Genomic DNA, 25,310 nt, shown 5'->3' on the forward strand with positions numbered 1-25,310 from the left:
AGTATCTGGGGGATGCCACGATGGCCAGCACGATTTTGGACAGGTTGATGCACCGCTGCGTGATGTTGGAGTTTGAGGGCAAGAGCTACAGGCTCAAGGAGGCGGCTGCTCGCTTGGCCGTCCAGCCTGAAACGTCATAATCTGGCAGCGCTGCCTGGGGGAATTTGGGGTGGCCACGGGTGGGGGAATTTGGACTGGCCATCAGGGGGATGTCTGCAGCGTTGGAAAATCGACCATAAGCTTTTAGTGGTTTAACTTGGAGCAAACCGGACTGCGACAGATAAACGAAGCCGGTCAAAAATGAAATGATGCCCGACGCAGCCACGCTGAAGGACGTCCGGTTAACAAGGGGCTAGGCCTCAACTCGCCACGGAGGATTTAGGCGATTGCTGCCCGCCCAATACAGGCAGATGACGTTGCCCGCTGGGTCTTTGACTCTTGCCTCACGCCACAACCACGGTTCATCACGGGGCTCCTGAAAGAATTCGATTCCATGCGCCTGGAGGTGCTTGACCGTTTGATCGAGTGATTCGTCCTCGAAGTAGACCACCACATCCGACGATTCGGATACGCCCCCGACCTGATGCACCGAAAACGAGGCGCTGCCATTTGGACACTTGAAGCGGGCGTAGTGCGGTGCGTCAACAATGAGTTCAAACCCCATGCGCTTGTAGAAGTCAACCGACTCCGCAACATTGACAGCCGGCGGGGTAACTTGGTTCAGGTTCATGGGGCCTGACGCTCGCGGTAGGCTGCTTCGCAAGACACAAAGCGAGTGGGTGGAACCAAAAAGTGCATGGCCCTTTTTGGCGTTAACTTGACCAGCCAGCCAGGCCACACACCGTGTTCCGAACACTTGAATACTGCAGTTGATTTCATGCTTGCCGCTCCTGATGCGCTTCACTTTGTGTGGTGACAACACGACCAGCCAATGGATGTTGGATTCCATTGTCGCCATACGTGCCGGTGACTTGAGCGATGACCACTTGAAAGCCATTGAGCCAACGCGATTGCTGTTGCTTTGCCTTCATGTGCTCAGGGTGCTTCATCAATGATTGCAATGCAGCCATCGACTCCCAGTAGTACACATTTGAGATGAGTCCGGTTTGTTGGTTTTCCCAAGACTCTTCACCCAAGTAACCTGGGATGGACTTCGCTATCTGTGCAATGACATCGTCAAGGGCATAGAACTCTGTGTCGTATTGCCTTTTTGCAAACGTAAAGGTGGATGTGTACATGTGTCCAGTCCGCATAACCGAAGGGATGGGCGTCATTGCGCGGCCTCCCTTGCTTGTCTGAACTTCATTCGGAGCCCGCTGATCGCCGTTGACTCAAGTGATAGTTCATGTTCTGACGACACGCCAAGCAAACCATTCGCCGATAGAAAATCTCTGGCGGATTCCAACGATCTGACTCCGAAAGTCAGTGATTGAATAACCTGGCGGCTGCCCTGAGTCAATCTTAGGACCATGTCCTCGGTCAGCTCGATCCCTGTTCCCGATGACTCTGTCAGAAGCCTCCATTTTTCTCTGCCTCAGACAGATTCGGAGTTGACATCTCGATTTCCGACAACCCGACAAGCCCAATCGTTCCGCCTCCACGCTTTGTCATCTCAAGTTGATCCCTGGATCTCCGTTCGGCTGTAGTCAACCGCTCCTTCCATGGATAGATTGTTCCTTCAGGATTCCATGCGCAAAAAAAGATGCAACAGGAATCGGAAGAGAGATCCAGCAATACCGAGTTTGTGAAGTTTGTAGTGAGAGAACCGTCTGCGGTCTTGGTCTGGTAAGGCCGGGGGGATTTGCATTGAAGTCCCGCTTGGGTAAGGTGCTCTACGCTGGCCTCCAAGTCAACAGGTTCCATAGCAAACCCATGAATGAGCGGCGGCTGACTTTCTTTGGGAAGATCTGAATTGCTTGCGGCGGCCCACAACTCAAGTTCAGTGTTTCCCACATGCACCCATGCGAACGTCGCAAAGCTGCTGCTTTGCTTTGGCCATGAAACGGGAAGGCCGAACACATCGGTAAAGAGCGAGAGCAAGGGATCGATGTCCAACAAGCGGATCATCACATGGTCAACGGTGGAATAGACAGCGGTGTGGCTCATGACGCGCTTGTAGTTCGAGTTAAGTTGGCGGCCTCGGCAAGACCCTGGGTGTGTTTGTGGGGCCTAACGGCTCAATTCACCGGCGCTGCGCGGCGTCATCACGCCGCCTCCGGAGGAATAATGGGCTGGGCCGCACTTCGAGCCTCTGCAAGTGCCCTCAGGTTTCGGAGCGTGACGGGCAGACCTGAATTGATTTGTTTCGCAAGCATCGGGCCCAGCACAATGGATAGCAGCCCAGAAAAAGTAACCCGGTGAACTACCTCCGTGGCACCCGGCACCGGGACAAGCTCATGCTCGAAAACCATACGAAACAGAGGAATCCTCGACTCAACGGTGAAGCACCTGGCGGGCACGACTTGCGTGAGGACCATAGGAACCGTGTTGCCCTTCGTAGGAGTGAGACGGCCACGGCTTCCAACTTGGAACGGACCATCAATATTGGCTCGCTTTGTGTCTGGATCCCAAGTCGGCCAGTTCTCGACATCTGCATAGATTTCAAAAATCACCTCCGGCGAGGCGGCTACTGCGATTCGGTGTTCAATTTGCATTGGATGTAAGGAGCTGTGAGAACGTGGTTTGCGCGGTCAGCGCTGACGTTGAACGACAGCTTTCATGGGCCGGCGCGAAGCGGACCATTCGCGGGCTGCGGTTCGTCGGCCCATGAAAGCCGTCCGCTCTAACTTTGAATTGGGCACTGTTTCTTTCCTAATCATGCTTTGCAAAGACCCGAGAGGCGAAACCATCCAATTCGCTTAACGGCCTGCCGTAGAGGTGAAGATGAAACGTCGGTCCTTCTCCGACGACCTCTGTTGAGTGAATGGCGTCTGCCGCAAGAACCATTGACTCACCGGGGCCGACGACTACGCGGTCGATCGGCGCGACACGTCTGCCCGGAACCCTCCGATACAGATCATTGGCCTCATTCCCACGGACCCCGGCGATAACCGTCCATGTTCCGTGTTCGTGGGGCGGACTTGTGAGGCCCTGCCCATCCGACACCAGATACAGCGACGGGGCGCCCGCGAGAACGGCCAACTCGTAGAGGAGTTCCTCGCTCGGAGCCGCCGCGCGCCAAGATGTCGCCCTCCAGTGCGGCGATCGCGCAAGGCGCTGAAGCACAGCGGCGACCTCCTCAAGCGCGCTTTCGCCGCTTCTCTGCGTTAACGCGCGGATCGTAGACATCGCCGCGATTGAATCGCGCAGCGCTTCGGAAGAAGAAGTCATCATGTCTGCCTAACGTTTTAGATGAGCCGACAGCAGCGGCTGGCTGCGTAAGGCCCAGAATGAAATGGTGGCTTGGAGTGACCAGCCGTTGCGATTCGGCTCGAACGCCCGGTTAGAGCACATGACTGCCACGCCTCTGCATTACGACGCTTATGAGTACCCGAACCTGAATGAAGAAAGCCACAATGAACGCTAGAAGTACCAGGGCCCAGTGAAAAAGTTCAAACCCATTTTGGGTGAAGCGAACAGGCAGGTTGGTTGCCTCAACCAACACGCCGACCTCCACCAACGATAGCAGCCCTGAAACCGCCAAGATCCAACGTGGTGTACGTAGTGCCGAAGGATCGCTTGCCACCCTTCGGCCGGAAATCCGAAGGAAGAAACCTAAAGCGAGGGCACCGAGGACTACAGCGAGCAGGGCTTTTCCGAAAACAGCTGCAGCGGTTGCCCCAGACAGAGAAAAAGCGATTCCGCCTAAGTCGGCAAGAAATTCGATTCGCTTTGTTGCGGCGGTGCGAAGATTCATTAACATGTTCGGTGTGCTCTAACGTGATACAGACCGCAAAACCCGGTGGATACATCCGGGTACAGTCGATACATCTTTTTGATGGAATGCCTGCAAGCCTCTTGTGCCGTGGCTCACAGGCTCGCACACCGTAATTTGATGCAGGTACAAATTTGCCATGAAACCCGGTGCCCCTTCTTTGCAGTTCACTCGCTTGCTTGATCTGGTGCGCGAGCGGGTACGGTTTCTAAACTATAGCCTCAAAAAAGAAAATTATTAATTTCAATGTATTTGTTTTTTTATCCATTGAATTGCAATGTAGTCCAGTGACATGCGTCACCCGCACGAGATGGGTGTGGCCGATTTGGAAGCGTTTTTGTCAGGGCATTCGAGCCACATGACGATTTTTATGCGGCGTTGAAACGGTGATGGGCCACGGCCATCGGACATTGCAGAGATCGTGGAGATTCATGCATTGAAGTGTGTCGCCAGATGGTCCGCAGCTGGCTCCGTTGCGGCGATCATCGACTGTGCACAACCAAAGCAGCCATGCACCGCAAAAAAGTGCCGCAATGGCACAAGGCGTACCGCCGTCATACCGCTTGAGCCACGTGAATGGTCAAGTGCATTGGCAAGAAAAAAGATATTTTCTGTAGGGAACAAACCAACGCCCAGAACCGGGCTCGTCCAACAAACAAACGGATCAGGTCGCGGCTTCGTGTGACCTATCCTTACTCGAGCGCATTGCGCAAGCCGCGCGCTGCCGTAAGAGCTTGGACTAGAGCCTCAACTTCAGTATCTGTGCTCCCTCACCCGTTTGGATTCATTGCTTCAAGTCTGAAAAGACTTCACAAGCGCACAGGAATCCCACGCTCCCGCATCCGCTCTTTCGCCTGCTGCACGGTGTATTCACCATAGTGAAAGATACTGGCCGCCAGCACCGCATCCGCGCCGCCGATGCTCACGCCGTCGGCCAGGTGGTCGAGGTTGCCCACTCCGCCTGATGCGATCACGGGCACGGTCACCGCGTCGCTCACGGCGCGGGTCAGTTGCAGGTCAAAACCGCTTTTGGTGCCGTCGCGGTCCATGCTGGTGAGCAGTATTTCGCCCGCACCGTATTCGGCCATTTGGGTGGCCCAAGCCACGGCGTCAAGGCCCACGTTTTTGCGGCCACCGTGGCTGTAAACGTCCCAGCCGGGGCCCATGGGCAGACCGTGGGTGCCAATGCGTTGCTCGTCTTCGGCGCTGCGGCGCTTGGCGTCGATGGCGACCACGATACATTGCGCGCCGTATTTGGCAGACGCTTCGCGGATGACTTGCGGGTTGGCAATGGCGGCCGAGTTGAAGCTGGTTTTGTCGGCCCCGGCGTTGAGCAATCGGCGCACGTCTTCCACCGTGCGCACACCGCCGCCCACCGTGAGCGGAATGAAGACCTGGCTGGCCACGGCTTCGATGATGTGCAGGATCACGTCGCGGCCGTCGCTGGTGGCGGTGATGTCGAGGAAGGTGAGTTCGTCAGCGCCCTGCTCGTTGTAGCGGGCCGCGATTTCGACCGGGTCTCCGGCGTCGCGCAGTTCAACAAAGTTTACGCCCTTGACCACACGACCGCCGGTCACGTCGAGGCAAGGGATGATGCGTTTGGCGAGCATGTTTCAGTGACCCTCTTGCGGTTCGATAGAGACGGTGATGGGTTTGATGTCGGCTTGTGTGGCCGAGATGTACAGATGCTCCAGAACGCCATTGCGCTCGACGACCACAGCGGTTTGGGTTTGCGCAGCCGTTCGCCGAGCTTGATTGGCCGCCCTGGCCATGGCAGCCACCGATCCTCTCAGGCTGCTGCTGCGTGCTTGTTCAATTGACATCATCTGACTCATTTTTTTGCCCAATCCAAAGTTGCTTGCATCATGCACGCAAAGCCAAGCGCTGCCAGCCCGCCCAGCGCTCGCCCGCAGGCAAGGTGATGGGCGTGTAGACCTGCGCGGCTTCGACGCACATCATGTGCCGCCAGCCGTCGTCTGGCATGTCGGCCAGGCGCTTGCACAGGTCTTGCGCGGGGTTCCAGACCACGGTGTTGGCCCAGCTGGGGCTTTGGCTGATGTGCAGGGTCTGGTTCAGCGTCATGGGCTGTGGCCCAGCTTCGTACACGCGGTCAAATTCGGCGGCAAAGCGGATCGTCTCGGCAGCAGGCGCATGGGTGTCGGTGAGTGAATCCCACTCGGGTTGACCACCCAGGCCATGCAGCGTGGCCTGCGTCACATCGGGCACGGCCAAATAGGTGTGCAGTGCACCAGAGAACGCCAGCGCTTGGGTGTCTGTGTTGTGCACGTCCAGCGTCAGTTGCACGGCACCCGGGCTCAGGTCGATGTGCAGCGCCAAGGCAAAGGCTTGGGGCCACCAGGCGCGGGTCTGAAAGTTGTCCTTCAGGCGCAGCGTGAGGCGGGCATGCTCGGCTCCCAGTTCGGGCGCATCGGCCAACCAGGCCACGTTGCGGGCAAAACCGTGTTTGGGCAGGCACTCGGCCATGGGGCCGCGTTGGTTGAACTGCGGAAAGCACACGGGCACACCGCCGCGAATGGCGGCTTGGCCGTCCATCACGCTAAGGGGGCTGAGGTACAGGCGCTCTTGCCCGCCCGACACCCAAGACAGCACATGCGCACCGTGCAGCGCCACCCGCAAGCGGTCGCCTTGCGGCAGTGTCAATTCGCAAGCGGGCAGGCCCGCGAACGCGGTGTCGCGACAAGTGGCCTGAGCGCTCATGGGCAATAGCGAGGGGATGGATCAGCCGTTGAGTTCGTCGGCGCGTTGCTGCGCCAGCGCGAAGTCGAGGTCGCCCGAATACACGGCGCGGCCACAAATCACACCTTCCACGCCTTCATCTTCGACAGCGCACAGCTGCTCGATGTCGGCCATGTTGGACAGACCACCCGAGGCGATCACGGGGATGGTCAGGGCTTGGGCCAGCTTGACGGTAGCGTCGATGTTGATGCCGCTGAGCATGCCGTCGCGGCCGATGTCGGTGTAGATGATGGACTCGACGCCCCAGTCTTCGAACTTCTTGGCCAGGTCCACCACTTCGTGGCCGGTGAGCTTGCTCCAGCCGTCGGTGGCGACTTTGCCGTCTTTGGCGTCGAGGCCGACGATGATGTGGCCGCCAAAGGCGGTGCAGGCGTCTTTCAAAAAGCCGGGGTTCTTGACGGCGGCGGTGCCGATGATGACGTAGCGCAGGCCGCTGTCGATGTATTTTTCAATCGTGTCCAGATCGCGGATACCGCCACCCAGCTGCACCGGGATGTCGTCGCCCACGGCCTTGAGGATGGACTTGATGGCGCTGAAGTTTTGCGGCTTGCCCGCGAACGCGCCGTTCAGATCCACCAGGTGCAGGCGGCGTGCGCCTTTTTCGAGCCAGGTGCGGGCCATGGCGGCGGGGTCTTCGCCAAAGGTCGTGGCTTGGTCCATATCGCCTTGCTTGAGGCGAACGCAGTGGCCGTCTTTGAGGTCAATGGCGGGGATCAGAATCATGGCGAATTAAAAAAAGACTGAGGGGCTGAAAAACGGCAGTGAAAACTTCTCAAGGCTGCCAGTGGAGGAAATTGCGGAACAAGGCCAGGCCTTGGGCCGCGCTTTTTTCGGGGTGAAACTGGGTGGCAAATATGTTGTCACGGGCAATGGCGCAAGCAAAGCGGCCGCCGTAATCGGTCTGGGCCGCGCTGTGCGCCGGGTTGGCCACCTGGGCATAGAAGCTGTGCACAAAATAATACCAGCTGCCGTCCTCAACGCCTTGCCACAGGGCGTGCGCTGGTTGGTCTTGCCAAACCTGGTTCCAGCCCATTTGCGGCACTTTGTAGCGGGTGCCGTCCGGCTGAATGCGTCCGGCCAAATCGAACTTGACGACACGGCCAGGGATCAGGCCCAAGCCAGGCGTATCGCCTTCGTCGCTGTGGTCCAGCAACATTTGCATGCCCACACACACGCCAAACAGGGGTTTGCTGGCGGCGGCTTCGAGCACGGCGTCCATCAGGCCCGACTCGCGCAGCTCGCGCATGCAGTCGGGCATGGCGCCCTGCCCCGGCAAGACCACGCGGTGTGCGTTGCGCACTACTTGCGGGTCGGATGTGACGGTGACTTCGGCATGGTCCACGCTGGAGGCGGCGTGCATCACCGCCTGCGCCACGCTGCGCAGGTTGCCCATACCGTAGTCCACAACGGCGACGCGGTTGACGCTCATGTTCAGAGACTGCCTTTGGTGGAAGGGATCACGCCCGCCGAGCGCGGATCGAGTTCGAGGGCGGCACGCACGGCGCGGGCGAAGGCCTTGAAAATCGTCTCGCACTGGTGGTGCGCGTTCACACCCTTGAGGTTGTCGATGTGCAAGGTGCACAGCGCGTGGTTCACAAAGCCTTGGAAGAACTCGTAGACCAATTGGGTGTCGAGTGTGCCCAGAGAGCCGGAGGTGAAATTCACGTCCATGTGCAAACCGGGGCGACCCGAAAAGTCCACCACCACGCGGCTCAGGGCCTCGTCGAGCGGCACATAGGCGTGGCCATAACGGCGGATGCCTTTTTTGTCACTAATCGCTTGCGCGAACGCCTGGCCCAAGGTGATGCCGATGTCTTCGACCGTGTGGTGGCCGTCGATGTGCAAGTCGCCTTCGCACGCGATGTCCAGATCGATCAAGCCGTGGCGGGCGATCTGGTCGAGCATGTGGTCCAGAAAACCGATGCCGCTGGCCAGCTTGGCTTGGCCTGTGCCGTCGAGGTTGAGGGCGACGCGGATGTTCGTCTCGGCGGTCTTGCGCGTGACATCGGCGATGCGGTCAGCACTGCGGTTCATAAGGAGGCTTTCAGAGCGGCAAGGAGTTGGTCGTTTTCTGCGGCGGTGCCCACCGTCAGGCGCAAGCAGTTGGCCAGCAATGGGTGCATTTTAGAAATGTTCTTGATCAGCACACCGTGGGCCTTCAGACCGTCAAAAGTTTTGGCCGCATCGGGCACGCGGGCCAGGATCATGTTGGCCTCGCTCGGGAACGGGGTTACACCGGGCAAGGTGGCCAGTTCTTTCAGCAAACGGGTGCGCTGCTCGCGCAGGTCTTTGGCTTGGGCTGCAAACACCTCGGTGTGCTCCAAGGCAAACAGAGCGCATTCGGTGTTGAGCACGCTGATGTTGTAGGGCGGGCGCACTTTGTCGATCTCGGCCACCAAAGCCTTGGGGCCGATCATGTAGCCCAAACGCACACCGGCCAGGCCAAACTTGCTGAGCGTGCGCATGAGCAAGACGTGCGAGTGGCGAGTGATGCGGTCTGCGTAGCTGCGGCTGGCAAAAGGCTGGTAGGCCTCGTCCATGACCACCAAGCCGCCTTGTGCGCCTTGTGCGAGGACGATCTTTTCGATCGTGTCGTCGTTCCACAGGTTGCCCGTGGGGTTGTTGGGGTAAGCCAGGTAGACGATGGAGGGCTTGTGCTCGGCAATCGCGGCCAGCATGGCGGCTTCGTCGAGTTCAAAGTCGGCGGTGAGCGGCACGCCGTGGAAGGCCAGGCCTTGCAGCTGGGCGCTCATGGCGTACATCACAAAGCCCGGCAAGGGCGAGAGGATGGAGGCGCCAGGCACATCGCAAGCCATGGCCAGCAAAGAGATCAACTCGTCCGAGCCGTTGCCCAGCATGATGTCGAAGCCTTCGGGCATGCCGGCGTGCTGGGCCAAAGCATGGCGCAGTTCGTTCACGCGGCCGTCGGGGTAGCGGTTGAGCGCCAAGGCACCCAGTCGCTCGCCCAGCGCTTTTTGCAGATCAGCCGGCAGTCTGTGCGGGTTTTCCATCGCGTCGAGCTTGACCATGCCGACCGAGTCCTGGATGGCGTAGGCGTGCATGGACTTCACGTCCTGGCGGATGCGTTGCATCAGTTGGGGGCTCACGGTCATGTCGGCTCTCGCATGGGGGGAACAGGGTTCAAGCGCAATTCGGCGGCGCGGGCGTGCGCTTGCAGGCCTTCGCCATAAGCCAGCTCGGCGGCGATGCGGCCCAGTGGCTGTGCACCCGCTTCGCTCACCTCGATCAAGCTGCTGCGTTTTTGGAAGTCGTACACGCCCAAAGGCGAGGAAAAACGCGCCGTGCCGCTGGTGGGCAACACGTGGTTAGGGCCAGCGCAGTAGTCGCCCAGCGACTCGCTGGTGAACGCCCCCAAAAAGATGGCCCCCGCGTGGCGCAGCAGCGGCTCCCAGCGGTGCGGCTCGCTGCTCGACACCTCCAGGTGCTCGGGCGCGATGCGGTTGCTGATGGCGCAAGCTTCTTCCATGCTACGGGTCAAAATCAATGCACCACGGTCGTTGAGCGACTTGGCGATGATCTCGCGGCGGGGCATTGTGGGCAGCAGGCGGTCAATGACGGCTTGCACTTCGGCGATGTAGGCCGCATCGGGGCAGAGCAAAATGCTTTGCGCCAGTTCGTCGTGCTCGGCCTGGCTGAACAAATCCATCGCCACCCATTCGGCGGGCGTGCTGCCATCGGCCAACACCAAAATTTCTGAGGGGCCCGCGATCATGTCGATGCCCACGGTGCCGAACACACGCTTTTTGGCGCTGGCCACATAGGCGTTGCCGGGGCCGGTGATCTTGTCCACCTTGGGGATGGTGGCCGTGCCGTAGGCCAAAGCCCCCACCGCTTGCGCGCCGCCCACGGTGAAGGCACGCGTGACGCCCGCCACATAGGCGGCGGCCAAGACGAGTTCATTGCGTTCGCCCCGGCTGGAAGCGGCCGCCTCTCCAGATCCGCCCGTCGCCACGCTGCCGCGCACTGGCGTGGGCACGACCATGATGATGTCTTGCACACCGGCCACATGGGCGGGGATGGCGTTCATCAACACCGAAGAGGGGTAAGCCGCTTTGCCACCGGGCACATAAATGCCCACGCGGTCGAGCGGCGTGACTTTTTGGCCGAGCAGCGTGCCGTCTTCGTCGCGGTAGCTCCAGCTCTCGCCCGAGGCCTTTTTCTGGGCTTCGTGGTACTTGCGCACGCGTGCGGCGGCGGCTTGCAGGGCTTCGCGTTGTGCGGCGGGCAGGCTGTCGAGTGCCGCTTTCAGTTCGGCTTGGGTGATCTCCAAAGCTTTCACATCGGGCGCTTGCAGGCCATCAAAACGCTGGGTGTATTCCAGCACGGCGTCATCGCCACGCTTTTGCACATCGGCCAGGATGTCGGCCACGCGCTGCTCGATGGCGGCGTCGGTGTCGGCAGACCAATGCAGGCGGGCCGCAAAGGCCGCTTCAAAACCGGCATCGGCCGTGTTCAGTTGCAATGGTTTGGCGTGCAGTGCCATCGGGTCCATGGGATTCAGTCTTTCTTCACTGCGCCCGCAAAGGCGTCGATGATGGCGCGGATCGGCGCCTGCTTGAGCTTGAGCGCGGCCTGGTTCACGACCAAGCGCGAGCTGATGTCCATGATGCGTTCGACTTCAACCAAGTGATTGGCCTTGAGCGTGTTGCCTGTGGACACCAGATCCACAATCGCATCGGCCAGGCCCGTGAGTGGAGCCAGCTCCATGCTGCCGTAGAGCTTGATCATGTCGACGTGCACACCCTTGGTGGCAAAGAAGTCACGGGCAATGGTGGTGTATTTGGTGGCCACTTTCAGGCGCGAACCCGTTCGCACGGCACTGGCGTAGTCGTAGTCGGCGCGCACCGCCACGCTCATGCGGCATTTGGCGATGTTCAGGTCCAACGGCTGGTACAGGCCCTGGCCGCCGTGTTCGATCAGGGTGTCCAGACCGGTCACGCCCAGATCGGCACCGCCGTATTCCACATAGGTGGGCACGTCGCTGGCCCGCACCAGCACCACACGCACATTGGCCTGGTTGGTGGGCAAGATCAGCTTGCGTGATTTTTCGGGGTCTTCGAGCACCTCGATACCCGCGGCTTTGAGCAGCGGCAGGGTTTCGTCAAAGATGCGTCCTTTGGACAGGGCCAGCGTGATCATTTCACTCTTTCAATGTCGGCACCCAAGCCGCGCAGTTTCAATTCCATGCGGTCATAGCCACGGTCCAGGTGGTAAATGCGGTCGACGATGGTTTCGCCTTCGGCCACCAAGCCGGCAATCACCAAGCTGGCCGAAGCGCGCAAGTCGGTGGCCATCACGGTGGCCCCTGAGAGTTTTTCCACGCCCTCGATCACCGACACTTTGCCGTCGATTTGGATGTGCGCGCCCAGGCGCACCAGTTCGTTGACGTGCATGAAGCGGTTTTCAAAAATGGTTTCGGTCACCTTGCTCGCACCTTGCGCGACGCAGTTGAGCGCCATGAACTGGGCTTGCATGTCGGTCGGAAAACCCGGGTATTCGGTGGTGCGAAAGCTCTGGGCTTTCAAGCGGCCATCGGCCTTGATGCGGATGAAGCCTTCGCCCGCTTCGATGGTGGCACCGGCATCGCGCAGCTTTTCGATGACCACTTCGAGGTGGTCGGCGCGGCCGTGGCGCAGCACCACATCACCGCCCGAGGCGGCTACGGCGCACAAGAAGGTGCCCGCCTCGATGCGGTCAGCCACCACCTGGTGATCGCAACCGTGCAGACGGTCCACACCCTGAATGCGGATGCGGCGTGTGCCGTGGCCTTCGATCTTCGCGCCCATTTTGATGAGCATCTCGGCCAAGTCGGGAATTTCGGGCTCTTGGGCTGCGTTTTCCAGCACCGTCTCGCCTTCGGCCAAAGCCGCGGCCATCATGAAGTTTTCCGTACCCGTCACGGTGACCATGTCGGTCGTGATGTGCGCGCCCTTCAGGCGCGAGCGGCCCTCGGGCAGGCTGGCCAGCATGTAGCCGTGGTCCACCGTGATGACGGCGCCCATGGCCTGCAGGCCTTTGATGTGCTGGTCTACGGGCCGCGAGCCAATGGCGCAACCGCCCGGCAAAGACACTTTGGCATGACCAAAACGGGCCAGCAAGGGCCCCAGCGCCAGCACCGAGGCCCGCATGGTTTTCACCAACTCATAGGGTGCTTCTGGGTTGTTCAAAGCCCCCGCATCCAGCGTGACGCGGCTGTCTTCGTGGTGCTCGGCCGTCACGCCCATGTTGCGGATCAGCTTGAGCATGGTCGAGACGTCTTGCAGGCGCGGCACATTGGCCAGCGTGACGGGCTCGGCGCTCAGCAAAGCGGCGCACAGCTCGGGCAGAGCGGCGTTTTTGGCACCCGACACATCGAGCGTGCCTTGCAGGCGGTGGCCACCGCGAATTTTCAGTTTGTCCATGGGTCAGGTCGGTGCGTTTCGGCCCAAAGGCCTTCGGATCATGGGGCTTGCGCAGCCCATTCGGCGGGCGTGAAGGTTTTCATGGACAGGGCGTGAACTTCGTCGGTGTGCATTTTTTGGCCCAGCGTGGCGTAAACCCGCTGGTGCCGCGCAATGGGGCGCATGCCGGCAAAGGCTTCGGACACCACCACGGCGCTCCAATGGCGGCCATCGCCCTCCACCGTGAGGTGGGTGCACGAAAGGCCTGCGGCGATGATGGCTTGGAGTTGCTCTGCGTTCATGGGGTTTTCAGCTTCGGATTTTGTAGCCGATGCGCAAAAGGTGAAGGGTCAAGGCACTGATGAGGGCCAAGGCGGTGCCCACCACCGCCAAACTGACCCAAGGCGACACATCGCTTTGGCCAAAAAAGCCGTAACGAAATCCGTCGATCATGTAGAAAAACGGGTTCAGGTGACTGAGCTTTTGCCAAAACGGCGGCAATGAATGGATGGAATAAAACACGCCCGACAAAAACGTCATGGGCATGATGATGAAATTCTGGAAGGCGGCCATTTGGTCGAACTTTTCAGCCCACAGCCCGGCAATCACACCCAGCGAGCCCATCATGGCCGCGCCCATCACGGCAAAAGTCAAAATCCACAGAGGGTTGACGAAGGTGATGTTGATCATCCAGCCTGTGATGACAAACACCCCCAAGCCCACGGCAAGTCCGCGCACCACCGAAGAGCCCACATAGGCCACAAACCAGCTGCGGTGCGACAAGGGCGTGAGCAACAAAAACACCAAACTGCCCATGATCTTGCTTTGCACCAGGCTCGACGAGCTGTTGGCAAAAGCGTTTTGCAGCACGCCCATCATCATCAGGCCCGGCAGCAAAAACGAGGTGTAGGGCACGTTGTCGTACACCTTGACATGGTCTTCGAGCACATGGCCGAAGATGAGCATGTACAGCACCGAGGTGAGCACGGGTGCGCCCACCGTCTGGAAAGCGACTTTCCAGAAACGCAGCACCTCTTTGTAGAGCAGGGTTTGCCAGCCGGTCATGCCAGGGCTCCCGAGGCGGTTTGTTTGCGGTTCATGACTTCAAGAAACACGTCTTCCAGGTCGGCTTGGCGAATCTCCACGTCTTCCACCACCAGACCCGCCGTGCGCAGGGTGGCCAAGTGGTTTTCGATCTCGACCGCGTTGTGCACGGGCAACTGCACGATGCGGCCTGTGACACGCGCAATGGCCGCCACGGCGGGTGGCAAGTCGCCGTCGAGTTTGAAGCGCAGCACTTGGCTGGTGGCCGAGCGCAGCAAGTCGGATGTGCGCTCGAGTGCCAGCAACTGGCCGCGCTTAAGCATGGCGATGCGGCCACACAGGGCTTCGGCTTCTTCGAGGTAATGGGTGGTGAGCAAGACGGTGTGACCTTGCTTGTTGAGTTTGGCGATGAAGGCCCACAAAGTCTGGCGCAGCTCGACATCGACCCCGGCCGTCGGCTCATCAAGCACGATCACGCGGGGCTTGTGCACCAAGGCTTGCGCCACCAGCACGCGGCGCTTCATGCCGCCCGAGAGTTGACGCATGTTGGAACCTGCCTTGTCGGCCAAACCCAGGCTCTCCAGCAACTCGTCGATCCAGGCCTCGTTTTTCTTGACACCGAAATAGCCCGACTGGATGCGCAGCGCCTCGCGCACCGTGAAAAACGGGTCAAACACCAACTCTTGCGGCACCACGCCCAAGAGGCGGCGGGCAGCGGCGTAATCGGTTTGCACGTCATGACCATGCACCAACACGCGCCCGGTGGTGGGGCGGCTGAGGCCCGCCAAAGTGCTGATCAGGGTGGTTTTGCCTGCGCCGTTAGGGCCCAGCAGGCCGAAGAATTCGCCCTCCTCCACATCAAAGCTGACTTGGTCGAGGGCTTTGAACGCGGCTGCGCCCGCCTGTTTGGCCGGGTAAATCTTGGAGACGGTTTGGAAAGAGAGCGCTGGCATGTGAGGGGTTTATTTTAAGTGCTGAGCGGCTGCCCCATGGCGCTACAGGGTGAACGGGGGTGAAAAACCCCTCACCAGTCGTTCAAACGGGCTCCAGCAAGTCGATCACGCCATAAAGACGGGCCAACTCCCTTAAACGAGAGGTCATGCCCGAAATTTGCAATGTTCCACCTTGGGCCAGTACCTCACGACGCAAACCCAAAAGCGCAGCCAAAGCGGACGAATCAAAAGCCGTGAGTGCAGAGGCATCGACACTGACCACAGATGACCCCATGGGCTTGCATTGTGCCACCCACAATGCCAAACAAGCTGGTGCATGCTCGTGAAGCAAGGTTTCAGGCATGGTCAAGACGCTCATGGTTTTGCGCTCAGGAGGCTTTGGCGTTGGTTTTGTTGCGCGCCACCAAACTGGCGATCAAGGCATCGATGCCGCCCGCGTTGATCTCTTTGGTGAACTGGGTTCTGTAGTTTTCAATCAACCAGACACCCAGAACGTTCAAGTCAAAAATCATCCAACCTGCACCTTGTCCAGGTGTTTTTTCAAGGCGGTAATCGAGCTGAATCGGATCACCTTTGCCTCGCACCTCGGTGTTGACCACCAAATTTTTATCCTCTTGACCTGCTCGCAGAGGTTTGACGACCACAACCTGGTCGCTGACCTGACTGAGTGCACCAGCGTAGGTGCGGACCAACAAGGTCTTGAACTCGGTCTGCAAACGGCCCTGTTGCTCTGGCGTGGCTTTTCGCCAAGCGGGGCCTGTGGCCAAAGACGTCATCCGCCGAAAATTCACATGTGGCATGAGTTTGTCATCCACCAATTGCATGATTTTGGCAATATCACCGTTGCGCAGCGCCTTGTCTGCCTTGATCGTTTCCAAGGTGTCGTTGGTGATGCGCTTGACAAAGGCTTCGGGGGCCTCTTCAGAGGCCCAGGCAGCACCAAGACCCAAGCTCAAACAGGCAGCACCCAGTACGGTTAAGCCTTGGCGACGGTTCATGGACAAAGAAGTGAAATATTTTTGCATTGAATAACTATAGGGCCAGTCAGCCAGGGCCGTGTGAGCAACTGTAACGGGGTTTATTTGGACGGTGGGTCAGATTCACCGTAATCGAAATCAGAAGGAGGATTGCCATCATGGATGTCATTGTTGCGCTTTTGCAAATAAGCATCGCGCACAAAGGTGTAGGGGTCCAAGGAGGCTGCCTTGATGACATCCACCGTCTGCAGCAAACTTGCACGCACATCCAATACACGGGCCGCAGTCAATGCGTTGCGCGTGGTCTCAGCGGTGAACGCCTGGGAAGGATTGGCTTGCATGTCCAGTGGGGTTGCCAGGCCGTCACGCAAAGTGGAAGGACCCAACAAAGGCAACATCAGGTAAGGACCCGGCTTGACACCCCAATAACCCAAGGTTTGGCCAAAGTCTTCTTTTCTTTTTTCAAGGCCCATTTCGCTGGCCACATCCAGCAAACCACCCAGACCCAAGAAGGTGTTGACATTGATGCGCATGAACGTTTCGGCGGTGGCTTGACCCTTCAACTGCATGGCGCTGTTGGCCATGGACCAGACATCGCTCAAGTTGCCCAAGACATTGTGCACCCCTGTACGAACGAACGAGGGAATCACTGTGACATACGCTTGAGCCAGTGGTTTGATGGCCACGTTGTCCACCACATCGTTGAACTTGTAAACGCTGCGGTTCATCGGCTCCCATGGATCTCGGGCATCCGCGTTTTGGACCGTTGCACAGCCTTGAAGTCCGAACAGCACCAACACAAGCAAGGGCATGGCCCATCGTTTCATTGACATCATCATGGCTTTTGACTTTCGGCCTTGGGTTTTTCAGCCTGGTTGAACAAAAACTGACTGATCAAGTTTTCCAGAATCACGGCTGACTGGGTTGATCCGATCTTGTCGCCTGCAACCAGGTTCTTTTCGTCAGCGCCCGGCGTCACGTCCAAATATTGTTCGCCGAGCAAGCCACTGGTCAGAATTTTCAAGGAACTGTCTTGAGGAAAAGCCAGCCCCGTCTGCAGGGCCAAGGTCACCTTGGCCTGAAAAGATTCACCGTCGAATTCAATTTTCTTGACACGGCCAACCACCACCCCAGCGCTTTTGACTGCCGCACCCGGTTTGAGTCCACCAATGTTGTCAAACTTGGCACTGACTTCGTAATCCTTGCTGAAACTCCAGGTCAGCAAATTGGCCGCTTTGAGGGCCAAAAAAAGCACAGCCACTGCGCCGAGCATCACAAACAACCCGACCCACACATCATTTTTTGAACGTTGCATGCCGTCCTCCTCAAATGCTGAACATCATCGCGGTGAGGATGAAATCCAACCCCAACACCGACAAAGAAGAAACCACCACACTGCGCGTGGTGGCACTGGCCACACCCTCTGGGGTCGGCTTGGCCACATAGCCTTGCAGCAAAGCGATGAAGGTCACCGCCACACCAAACACCACGCTTTTGATGATGCCATTGCCCACGTCCTTGAACACATCGACGCCGCCTTGCATCTGGCTCCAGAACGACCCTGCATCGACACCGATGAGCAGCACGCCCACCACGTAGCCCCCCAAAATGCCCACGGCGCTGAACACTGCGGCAAGCAAGGGCAACGCAATGACACCGCCCCAAAAGCGGGGGGCCAAGATGCGCTGGACCGGGTCCACCGCCATCATCTCCAAAGCGGTGAGTTGCTCACCCGCACGCATCAAGCCAATCTCGGCCGTGAGTGAGGCCCCAGCCCGTCCCGCATAAAGCAAAGCCGCCACCACCGGACCCAACTCGCGCACCAAGCTCAAGGCCACCAACAAACCCAAGGCCTCGGCTGAACCATAGCGTTGCAAGGTGTAGTAACCCTGCAAACCCAACACAAAGCCCACAAACAAGCCGGACACTGTGATGATGGCCAGCGAATAGTTGCCCAAAAAATGAACCTGGTCGCGCACCAAACCAAAACGCTTGAGGACAACTCCGGAGAGGCTCAGCAATTTGAAAAACAAACGAGCGGCAAAACCCCAATCGGCCAACATCTGGCGGGTGCTCGCGCCCAAGGCGGCCAACAAAGACGTGATCATGAAGACCTCCGGTCATAGTCGCGAGCAGCCGATGGTGCAGGGTAATGAAAGGGCACGGGGCCATCACTCAAAGCGTGCACAAACTGGTAAATCAGGGGGTCGTTGCTGGCACGCAACTCAGCGGGTGTCCCTTGTGCAGCCACCCCACCGTTGGCCAAAATGACCACATGGTCGGCGATTTCAAAGGTCTCGGTCACATCGTGCGACACGACCACGCTGGTGATGCCCAGGCTGTCGTTGAGACGGCGAATCAGCCGCGCAGCCGTGCCCAGTGAAATGGGATCGAGGCCCGCAAAGGGCTCGTCGTACATGATCAAGTCCGGGTCCAGCGCGATGGCGCGGGCCAAGGCCACTCGGCGGCTCATGCCGCCTGAAATTTCGGAGGGTTTCAAGTCTCGTGCACCGCGCAAACCGACCGCATCGAGTTTCATCAGCACAATGTCACGGATCAGGTCTTCAGACAAATGCGTGTGTTCGCGCAAAGGAAATGCCACGTTGTCAAACACGCTCATGTCGGTGAACAGCGCACCGAACTGAAACAACATGCCCATTCGACGCCGTGCTGCATACAACTCGGCTTGACGCATGGGGGTGATGTCCTTGCCGTCAAACAGCAGTTGACCTGCAGTGGCACGGATCTGGCCACCGATCAATCGCAACACCGTGGTCTTTCCACCTCCCGAAACCCCCATCAAGGCCGTGACTTGTCCTCGTGGCACATTGAAGCTCAGGTTCTTCAAAATGACACGGTCGCCATACCCGAACGTCAGGTCGCGCAGTTCAACAAGGGGCTGTGATGTGGTGGTGTTCATGAAAAACAAAAGCCGGTCAGGGTCCGGCTCTTGTGATGTTAGCGGCCCAAGGTCAACGGGATGTCAACCTTGGTTCTCTAGGGATTTTACCTAGAACCCGGTAGCCTTAGCGAGGCAAATCGCTTTTCCCCATCAGGAATTCGTCGACCGCGCGTGCGGCCTGACGGCCTTCGCGGATGGCCCACACCACCAGCGACTGACCCCGGCGCATGTCGCCTGCTGCAAACACCTTGTTCACGTTGGTGGCGTAGCCGCCTGTGAAGTCGGTGCTGGCCTTGGCGTTGCCACGGGCGTCCTTGTCGATGCCAAAGGCGTCGAGCACAGTGGCGACCGGGTTGGTGAAGCCCATGGCCAGCAAGACCATGTCGGCTTTGTATTCCTTCTCGGTGCCGGGCACTTCAACCATCTTGCCGTCTTTGAATTCGACATGCACCGTGGTCAATCCGGTGACTTTGCCTTTTTCGCCAGTGAACGCTTTGGTGGAGATGGCGAATTCACGCTTGAGCAAGCCTTTTTCGGCGCTCTCGTCATGGCTGGAGCTGGTGCGCAGCTTCATGGGCCAGTAGGGCCAGACCATCGCTTTGTTTTCTTTTTCGGGTGGCTCGGGCATCACCTCGAACTGGGTGACGCTCACGGCACCGTGGCGTGTGCTGGTGCCCACACAGTCGCTGCCGGTGTCGCCGCCGCCGATCACGATGACGTTTTTGCCGTCAGCACGCAGTTGGCCTTTGAGCTTGTCGCCTGCGTTGACCTTGTTTTGCTGGGGCAGGAATTCCATCGCAAAGTGGATGCCGTCCAGTTCGCGGCCGGGCACGGGCAGGTCACGCGACTGCTCGGAGCCGCCTGTGAGCAGCACTGCGTCAAAGTCCTTCTTGAGCTGTTCAGCCGAGATGGTTTCTTTGGCCCAGTTGGTGACCTTGGAGTCCTTTGGCCATTCCCCCACCAGCACGCTGGTGCGGATCTTCACGCCTTCGGCTTCAAGCTGCTGGACGCGGCGGTCGATGTGCGTCTTTTCCATCTTGAAGTCAGGGATGCCGTAGCGCAGCAAACCACCCACGCGGTCGTTCTTCTCGAACAAGGTCACGTCGTGGCCAGCGCGTGCCAGCTGCTGGGCAGCGGCCAAGCCAGCGGGGCCTGCGCCAATGATGGCCACGGTTTTGCCGGTCTTGACCTTGGCAGGGCGGGGCGTGACCCAGCCTTCGGCCCAGGCGCGGTCGATGATGGCGTGCTCGATGGACTTGATGCCCACGGCGTCGTCGTTGAAGTTGACCACGCAAGCTGCTTCGCAAGGTGCGGGGCAGATGCGGCCAGTGAACTCGGGGAAGTTGTTGGTGCTGTGCAGCACCTCGATCGCGTTCTTCCAATCGCCCTGGTACACCAAGTCGTTGAAGTCCGGAATGATGTTGTTGACCGGGCAGCCGTTGTTGCAAAACGGCGTGCCGCAATCCATGCAGCGTGCGGCCTGGGTTTTGGACTGCTCGGGTGTCAAGCCGATCACGAACTCGCCGTAGTTCTTCAAGCGCTCGGTGACGGGCTTGTAACCCTCTTCGATGCGCTCAAATTCCATGAAACCTGTGATTTTTCCCATGATGTTTCCTTAACTTTTTGACGTGGGGCTCAGGCGACAACAGGCTTGGCGGCTTTGGCCGCGTTTGCCGCTTTGCGTGCGTTGATCTCGCCCAAGGCGCGCTTGTATTCGTTCGGGAACACTTTCACGAACTTGGCGCGAGCGGTGGCCCAGTTGTCCAGCAACTCGCGGGCACGCTGGCTGCCGGTCCACTTGTGGTGCTCTTCCAGCAGTTTCTTGAGTTGCGCTTCGTCGGCCTGGTCGCGGTGCCAGACCTTGCGGTCCACTTGTGCTTCCTGCTCGGCCACCGTCAGCACTTTTTCCATGCTGACCATGGCCGTGTTGCAGCGCGAGGCGAACTCGCCGTCTTCGTCGTAGACATAAGCGATACCGCCGCTCATGCCTGCGCCGAAGTTGCGGCCGGTCTTGCCCAGCACAGCCACGGTGCCGCCAGTCATGTATTCGCAACCATGGTCGCCTGTGCCTTCGACCACGGCGGTGGCGCCGGACAGACGCACTGCAAAGCGCTCGCCAGCCACGCCAGCAAAGAAGGCCTCACCCGTGGTCGCGCCGTACATGACGGTGTTGCCCACGATGATGTTTTGCGAGGCCACGCCACGGAACTCCAGGCTCGGGCGCACCACGATGCGGCCACCCGACAAACCTTTGCCGGTGTAGTCGTTGGCTTCGCCGATCAGGTACAGCGTGATGCCTTTGGCCAAGAAAGCGCCAAAGGACTGACCGCCTGTGCCTTCGAGCTGAATGCGCAAAGTATCGTCAGGCAAACCTTCGGGGTGCACTTTGGTCACCGCACCGGACAACATGGCACCGACCGAGCGGTTCACGTTGCGGGCGACTTCCATGAACTGCACTTTTTCGCCCTTGTCGATGGCGGCGCGGCTCTTGGCGATCAGCACGTTGTCCAGGGCTTTTTCGAGGCCGTGGTCTTGTGTGTCCACATGGCGCACGGCCACGGTAGAGGCGACCTGAGGCACAGCCAGCAGGCGACCAAAGTCCAAACCTTTGGCTTTCCAGTGTTCCACACCGCTCTTCATGTCGAGCAGGTCGGCGCGGCCCACCAGATCGTCGAATTTGGCGATGCCCAGCTGGGCCATGATCTGGCGCACTTCTTCGGCGATGAAGAAGAAATAGTTCACGACATGCTCGGGCTTGCCGGTGAACTTCTTGCGCAGTGTGGGGTCTTGTGTGGCCACGCCCACCGGGCAAGTATTCAGGTGGCACTTGCGCATCATGATGCAGCCCTCGACCACCAGCGGTGCGGTGGCAAAGCCGAACTCGTCTGCGCCGAGCAATGCGCCAATCGCGACGTCGCGGCCGGTCTTCATCTGGCCATCGGCCTGCACACGGATGCGACCACGCAGGCCGTTGAGCACCAGGGTCTGCTGGGTTTCGGCCAGACCGATTTCCCAAGGTGAGCCAGCATGCTTGACCGACGACCAAGGCGATGCGCCCGTGCCGCCGTCGTGACCGGCGATCACCACATGGTCGGCCTTGCACTTGGCCACACCGGCGGCGATGGTGCCGACGCCGATTTCGGACACGAGCTTGACGCTGATGTCGCTGTGTGGGGCCACGTTCTTCAGGTCGTGGATCAGCTGAGCTAAATCCTCGATGGAGTAGATGTCGTGGTGTGGAGGTGGCGAAATCAAACCGACACCGGGCACCGAGTGGCGCAGCTTGCCGATGTAGTCGGACACTTTGCCGCCAGGCAACTGACCGCCTTCACCGGGCTTTGCGCCCTGAGCCATCTTGATCTGGATCTGGTCGGCGCTGGACAGGTATTCGGCCGTCACACCAAAGCGGCCCGAAGCGACTTGTTTGATGCGCGAACGCAGGCTGTCACCGGCAGCCAAAGGCATGTCGACTTCGACGTTCTCTTCGCCGATCACGCTCTTCAAAGAATCACCCAACTTGATCGGGATGCCCTTGAGTTCGTTGCGGTAACGGTTGGCGTCTTCACCGCCCTCGCCCGTGTTGCTCTTGCCGCCAATGCGGTTCATGGCCACGGCCAGAGTGGCGTGCGCTTCGGTGGAGATCGAACCCAGCGACATCGCGCCGGTGGCAAAACGCTTAACGATCTCGGCGGCAGGCTCGACCTGCTCCAGCGGGATGGCTTTGGAAGGGTCAATCTTGAACTCGAACAAACCGCGCAGCGTCATGTGGCGCTTGCTTTGGTCGTTGATGATCTGCGCGTATTCCTTGTAAGTGCTGAAGTTGTTGGCACGGGTGGAGTGCTGCAACTTGGCAATCGCATCGGGCGTCCACATGTGCTCTTCGCCACGGGCGCGCCATGCGTATTCGCCGCCAGCGTCCAGCATGGTGGCCAGGATCGGGTCGTCGCCAAAGGCGGCGGTGTGCATGCGGAAGGCTTCTTCAGCGATCTCGAACACGCCGATACCGCCCACGCGGCTGGAGGTACCGGTGAAGTACTTGTTGATGGTCTCGGTGTTGATGCCGATGGCTTCGAACAACTGCGCGCCGCAGTACGACATGTAAGTCGACACGCCCATCTTGGACATGATCTTGGACAGGCCCTTGCCGATTGCCTTGACGTAGTTGTAGATGGCCTTCTCAGCTGACAAGTCACCGGGCAGCTCTTTGTGCAGCGCAGCCAGGGTTTCCATCGCCAAGTAGGGGTGCACGGCTTCTGCGCCGTAACCGGCCAGCACCGCAAAGTGGTGCACTTCGCGGGCGGTGCCGGTTTCAACCACCAGGCCAGCGGTGGTGCGCAGCCCTTCGGTCACCAGATGCTGGTGAATGGCCGACAGCGCCAGCAGCGCAGGCACAGCCACTTGGGTGGCGTTCACGCCACGGTCGCTGATGATCAGGATGTTGTGGCCGCCCTTGATGGCGTCCACGGCTTCAGCGCACAGCGATGCCAGTTTGGCTTCCACACCTTCGCGGCCCCACAAGGCGGGGTAAGTGATGTCCAGCGTCGCGCTCTTGAACTTGCCCTTGGTGGCTTGCTCGATGTTGCGCAGCTTGGCCATGTCGGCGAAGTCCAGAATGGGCTGGCTCACCTCCAAGCGCATGGGCGGGTTGACCTGGTTGATGTCCAGCAGGTTCGGCTTGGGGCCGATGAAGGACACCAAGGACATCACTATCGCTTCGCGGATCGGGTCGATCGGGGGGTTGGTCACCTGCGCGAACAACTGTTTGAAGTAGTTGTACAGCGGCTTGTTCTTGTCAGACAGCACGGCCAGCGGGCTGTCGTTGCCCATGGAGCCAATGGCTTCTTCACCGGCCGAGGCCATGGGGGCCAACAAGAACTTGATGTCTTCTTGGGTGGTGCCAAAGGCTTGTTGCAGGTCGAGCAAGGCCACATCCGAGGCGGGGGCCAAGGGAGCAGCAGCCACATCGTCCAGCTTGACGCGCAGGTTTTCGATCCACTGCTTGTAAGGCTTGGCACTGGCCAAACCGGCTTTCAACTCTTCGTCGTTGATCATGCGGCCTTGTTCCAAGTCAATCAGGAACATCTTGCCGGGCTGCAGACGCCACTTGCGCACGATCTTGCTCTCAGGAATCGGCAGCACGCCGGTCTCGGAGCCCATGATGACCATGTCGTCGTCGGTGATGATGTAACGCGAAGGGCGCAGGCCGTTGCGGTCCAGCGTGGCGCCGATCTGGCGGCCGTCAGTGAACACAATGGATGCGGGGCCATCCCATGGCTCCAGCATCGCAGCGTGGTATTCATAGAAGGCCTTGCGGCGCTCGTCCATGGTGGTGTGCTGTTCCCATGGCTCGGGGATCATCATCATCACGGCCTGGCTGATGGGGTAACCTGCCATCGTCAGCAGTTCCAAGCAGTTGTCAAAAGTCGCGGTGTCAGACTGACCGGCGAAGCTGATGGGGTAGAGCTTTTGCAGGTCGGCGGCCAACACGGGCGAAGACATCACGCCTTCACGGGCCTTCATCCAGTTGTAGTTGCCCTTGACGGTGTTGATCTCACCGTTGTGCGCCACATAGCGGTAAGGGTGAGCCAATGGCCACTCGGGGAAAGTGTTGGTGGAGAAACGCTGGTGCACCAGGCCCAAAGCCGAGACGCAGCGCTCGTCTTGCAGGTCCAGGTAATAGGTGCCCACTTGGTCGGCCAGCAGCAAGCCCTTGTAGACCGCGGTGCGGCTGGACATGCTGGGGATGTAGTACTCGTTGCTGTGCGTCAGGCGCAGGTTCTGGATGGCGGCGCTGGCGGTCTTGCGGATCACGTACAGCTTGCGCTCCAAGGCGTCTTGCACGATCACGTCGGCACCGCGGCCGATGAAGATCTGGCGCATGACCGGCTCTTTTTGGCGCACGGTGGGCGACATGGGCATGTCGCGGTTCACGGGCACATCGCGCCAGCCCAGCACCACTTGGCCTTCGGCCTTGACGGCGCGTTCGAGTTCTTGCTCGCAAGCCATGCGAGAAGCATGCTCTTTGGGCAAGAAGACCATGCCGACGCCGTACTCACCAAAGGGCGGCAGGTTCACGCCCTGCTTGGCCATCTCGTCGCGGTACAGCGCGTCGGGCAACTGGATCAGGATACCGGCACCGTCACCCATGAGCGCATCCGCGCCCACAGCACCCCGGTGGTCGAGGTTTTCCAGGATCTTCAGGGCCTGGGTCACGATGGCGTGAGTCTTGTGCCCTTTGATGTGGGCCACAAAGCCGACACCACAAGCATCGTGCTCATTGGCGGGGTCATAGAGACCGGTTGATTGGAAATGTTCTTTTGCACTGGCCGAAGTCATGGGCGCTCCTAAGGGTTTTCACGCAGACCGAAGAGTGTAGTGCACTGCAGCATCCATGCCAAACTT

General features: G+C 59.4%; 28 protein-coding genes. 1 reads left to right on the forward strand and 27 read right to left on the reverse strand.

The genetic code is table 11. The features are described from left to right. Positions 1-140, forward strand: a 140-nt coding sequence (locus B9Z48_RS21945) for an ATP-binding protein (RefSeq protein WP_233261177.1), incomplete at its 5' end; no start/stop codon positions are given. A gap of 212 nt (positions 141-352) precedes the next feature. On the opposite strand, the gene B9Z48_RS20060 is transcribed toward B9Z48_RS21945, so the two are convergent. The 27 genes from B9Z48_RS20060 to B9Z48_RS20190 all read right to left on the reverse strand — a co-directional run bounded on the left by B9Z48_RS20060 (position 353) and on the right by B9Z48_RS20190 (position 25,244). Beyond that, positions 353-730: a VOC family protein gene (locus B9Z48_RS20060; RefSeq protein ID WP_108380404.1), complete on the reverse strand. Its 378-nt coding sequence runs from the start codon at positions 728-730 to the stop codon at positions 353-355. Positions 731-875: 145 nt separating this feature from the next. Further along, positions 876-1,238: an antibiotic biosynthesis monooxygenase gene (locus B9Z48_RS20065; RefSeq protein WP_108380405.1), complete on the reverse strand. Its 363-nt coding sequence runs from the start codon at positions 1,236-1,238 to the stop codon at positions 876-878. Positions 1,239-1,509: 271 nt separating this feature from the next. Beyond that, positions 1,510-2,106, reverse strand: a complete 597-nt coding sequence (locus tag B9Z48_RS20070) for a VOC family protein (protein WP_108380406.1) — start codon at positions 2,104-2,106, stop codon at positions 1,510-1,512. Positions 2,107-2,204: 98 nt separating this feature from the next. Further along, positions 2,205-2,654 (reverse strand): SRPBCC family protein, encoded by a 450-nt coding sequence (locus tag B9Z48_RS20075; protein WP_089955825.1) that lies wholly within the window; start codon positions 2,652-2,654, stop codon positions 2,205-2,207. Positions 2,655-2,811: 157 nt separating this feature from the next. After that, on the reverse strand, positions 2,812-3,330 hold the full coding sequence (locus B9Z48_RS21950; protein WP_146186338.1) for a hypothetical protein: 519 nt from the start codon (positions 3,328-3,330) through the stop codon (positions 2,812-2,814). Between the two features lie 112 nt (positions 3,331-3,442). Beyond that, complete coding sequence (locus tag B9Z48_RS20085; RefSeq protein ID WP_146186339.1) at positions 3,443-3,856, reverse strand: hypothetical protein; 414 nt, start codon at positions 3,854-3,856, stop codon at positions 3,443-3,445. Positions 3,857-4,683: 827 nt separating this feature from the next. After that, complete coding sequence (gene hisF, locus B9Z48_RS20090; protein ID WP_089955839.1) at positions 4,684-5,484, reverse strand: imidazole glycerol phosphate synthase subunit HisF; 801 nt, start codon at positions 5,482-5,484, stop codon at positions 4,684-4,686. Between the two features lie 3 nt (positions 5,485-5,487). Further along, complete coding sequence (locus tag B9Z48_RS20095) at positions 5,488-5,697, reverse strand: hypothetical protein (RefSeq protein WP_146186340.1); 210 nt, start codon at positions 5,695-5,697, stop codon at positions 5,488-5,490. A gap of 40 nt (positions 5,698-5,737) precedes the next feature. After that, on the reverse strand, positions 5,738-6,592 hold the full coding sequence (locus tag B9Z48_RS20100; protein WP_108380409.1) for a D-hexose-6-phosphate mutarotase: 855 nt from the start codon (positions 6,590-6,592) through the stop codon (positions 5,738-5,740). A 21-nt stretch (positions 6,593-6,613) separates the two neighbouring features. Then, positions 6,614-7,354: a 1-(5-phosphoribosyl)-5-[(5-phosphoribosylamino)methylideneamino]imidazole-4-carboxamide isomerase gene (gene hisA, locus B9Z48_RS20105; RefSeq protein WP_053172214.1), complete on the reverse strand. Its 741-nt coding sequence runs from the start codon at positions 7,352-7,354 to the stop codon at positions 6,614-6,616. A 49-nt stretch (positions 7,355-7,403) separates the two neighbouring features. Continuing rightward, positions 7,404-8,060 (reverse strand): imidazole glycerol phosphate synthase subunit HisH, encoded by a 657-nt coding sequence (gene hisH / locus B9Z48_RS20110; RefSeq protein ID WP_108380410.1) that lies wholly within the window; start codon positions 8,058-8,060, stop codon positions 7,404-7,406. 2 nt (positions 8,061-8,062) lie between these two features. Continuing rightward, a complete protein-coding gene (gene hisB, locus B9Z48_RS20115; RefSeq protein ID WP_108380411.1) occupies positions 8,063-8,665 on the reverse strand; it encodes an imidazoleglycerol-phosphate dehydratase HisB in 603 nt (200 codons plus the stop codon). Continuing rightward, positions 8,662-9,744: a histidinol-phosphate transaminase gene (gene hisC / locus B9Z48_RS20120; protein WP_108380412.1), complete on the reverse strand. Its 1,083-nt coding sequence runs from the start codon at positions 9,742-9,744 to the stop codon at positions 8,662-8,664. Before hisC ends, hisB begins: the two co-directional genes overlap by 4 nt. Then, complete coding sequence (gene hisD, locus B9Z48_RS20125; RefSeq protein WP_108380441.1) at positions 9,741-11,135, reverse strand: histidinol dehydrogenase; 1,395 nt, start codon at positions 11,133-11,135, stop codon at positions 9,741-9,743. Before hisD ends, hisC begins: the two co-directional genes overlap by 4 nt. A gap of 14 nt (positions 11,136-11,149) precedes the next feature. Beyond that, positions 11,150-11,791, reverse strand: a complete 642-nt coding sequence (hisG, locus tag B9Z48_RS20130) for an ATP phosphoribosyltransferase (protein WP_108380413.1) — start codon at positions 11,789-11,791, stop codon at positions 11,150-11,152. Next, positions 11,788-13,053: a UDP-N-acetylglucosamine 1-carboxyvinyltransferase gene (gene murA / locus B9Z48_RS20135; protein WP_108380414.1), complete on the reverse strand. Its 1,266-nt coding sequence runs from the start codon at positions 13,051-13,053 to the stop codon at positions 11,788-11,790. The genes hisG and murA overlap by 4 nt, the downstream gene beginning before the upstream one ends. Positions 13,054-13,091: 38 nt before the next feature. Further along, positions 13,092-13,334, reverse strand: coding sequence for a BolA family protein (locus B9Z48_RS20140; RefSeq protein ID WP_108380415.1), 243 nt, complete (start codon positions 13,332-13,334; stop codon positions 13,092-13,094). Positions 13,335-13,341: 7 nt separating this feature from the next. Then, positions 13,342-14,097 carry an ABC transporter permease gene (locus B9Z48_RS20145; protein ID WP_108380416.1) on the reverse strand — a complete coding sequence of 252 codons (756 nt, stop codon included), beginning with the start codon at positions 14,095-14,097 and terminating at the stop codon, positions 13,342-13,344. Continuing rightward, positions 14,094-15,029, reverse strand: coding sequence for an ABC transporter ATP-binding protein (locus B9Z48_RS20150; RefSeq protein ID WP_108380417.1), 936 nt, complete (start codon positions 15,027-15,029; stop codon positions 14,094-14,096). The genes B9Z48_RS20145 and B9Z48_RS20150 overlap by 4 nt, the downstream gene beginning before the upstream one ends. A gap of 82 nt (positions 15,030-15,111) precedes the next feature. Then, on the reverse strand, positions 15,112-15,387 hold the full coding sequence (locus tag B9Z48_RS20155; protein WP_108380418.1) for a lipid asymmetry maintenance protein MlaB: 276 nt from the start codon (positions 15,385-15,387) through the stop codon (positions 15,112-15,114). 10 nt (positions 15,388-15,397) lie between these two features. Next, positions 15,398-16,027, reverse strand: a complete 630-nt coding sequence (locus B9Z48_RS20160; RefSeq protein WP_108380442.1) for a phospholipid-binding protein MlaC — start codon at positions 16,025-16,027, stop codon at positions 15,398-15,400. Positions 16,028-16,107: 80 nt separating this feature from the next. Next, positions 16,108-16,818, reverse strand: coding sequence for a VacJ family lipoprotein (locus tag B9Z48_RS20165; protein ID WP_233261204.1), 711 nt, complete (start codon positions 16,816-16,818; stop codon positions 16,108-16,110). Between the two features lie 23 nt (positions 16,819-16,841). Then, complete coding sequence (mlaD, locus tag B9Z48_RS20170) at positions 16,842-17,321, reverse strand: outer membrane lipid asymmetry maintenance protein MlaD (RefSeq protein WP_089955887.1); 480 nt, start codon at positions 17,319-17,321, stop codon at positions 16,842-16,844. 10 nt (positions 17,322-17,331) lie between these two features. After that, positions 17,332-18,114 carry a lipid asymmetry maintenance ABC transporter permease subunit MlaE gene (gene mlaE / locus B9Z48_RS20175; protein WP_089955891.1) on the reverse strand — a complete coding sequence of 261 codons (783 nt, stop codon included), beginning with the start codon at positions 18,112-18,114 and terminating at the stop codon, positions 17,332-17,334. Next, a complete protein-coding gene (locus B9Z48_RS20180; protein ID WP_108380419.1) occupies positions 18,111-18,926 on the reverse strand; it encodes an ABC transporter ATP-binding protein in 816 nt (271 codons plus the stop codon). Before B9Z48_RS20180 ends, mlaE begins: the two co-directional genes overlap by 4 nt. A 106-nt stretch (positions 18,927-19,032) precedes the next feature. Further along, complete coding sequence (locus B9Z48_RS20185) at positions 19,033-20,514, reverse strand: glutamate synthase subunit beta (protein ID WP_108380420.1); 1,482 nt, start codon at positions 20,512-20,514, stop codon at positions 19,033-19,035. Between the two features lie 29 nt (positions 20,515-20,543). Beyond that, positions 20,544-25,244, reverse strand: a complete 4,701-nt coding sequence (locus tag B9Z48_RS20190; RefSeq protein WP_108380421.1) for a glutamate synthase-related protein — start codon at positions 25,242-25,244, stop codon at positions 20,544-20,546. Positions 25,245-25,310 lie beyond the last annotated feature (66 nt).

The sequence above is a fragment of the Limnohabitans sp. WS1 genome (genome assembly GCF_003063265.1).
In the GTDB taxonomy this organism is placed as follows: domain Bacteria; phylum Pseudomonadota; class Gammaproteobacteria; order Burkholderiales; family Burkholderiaceae_C; genus Limnohabitans_A.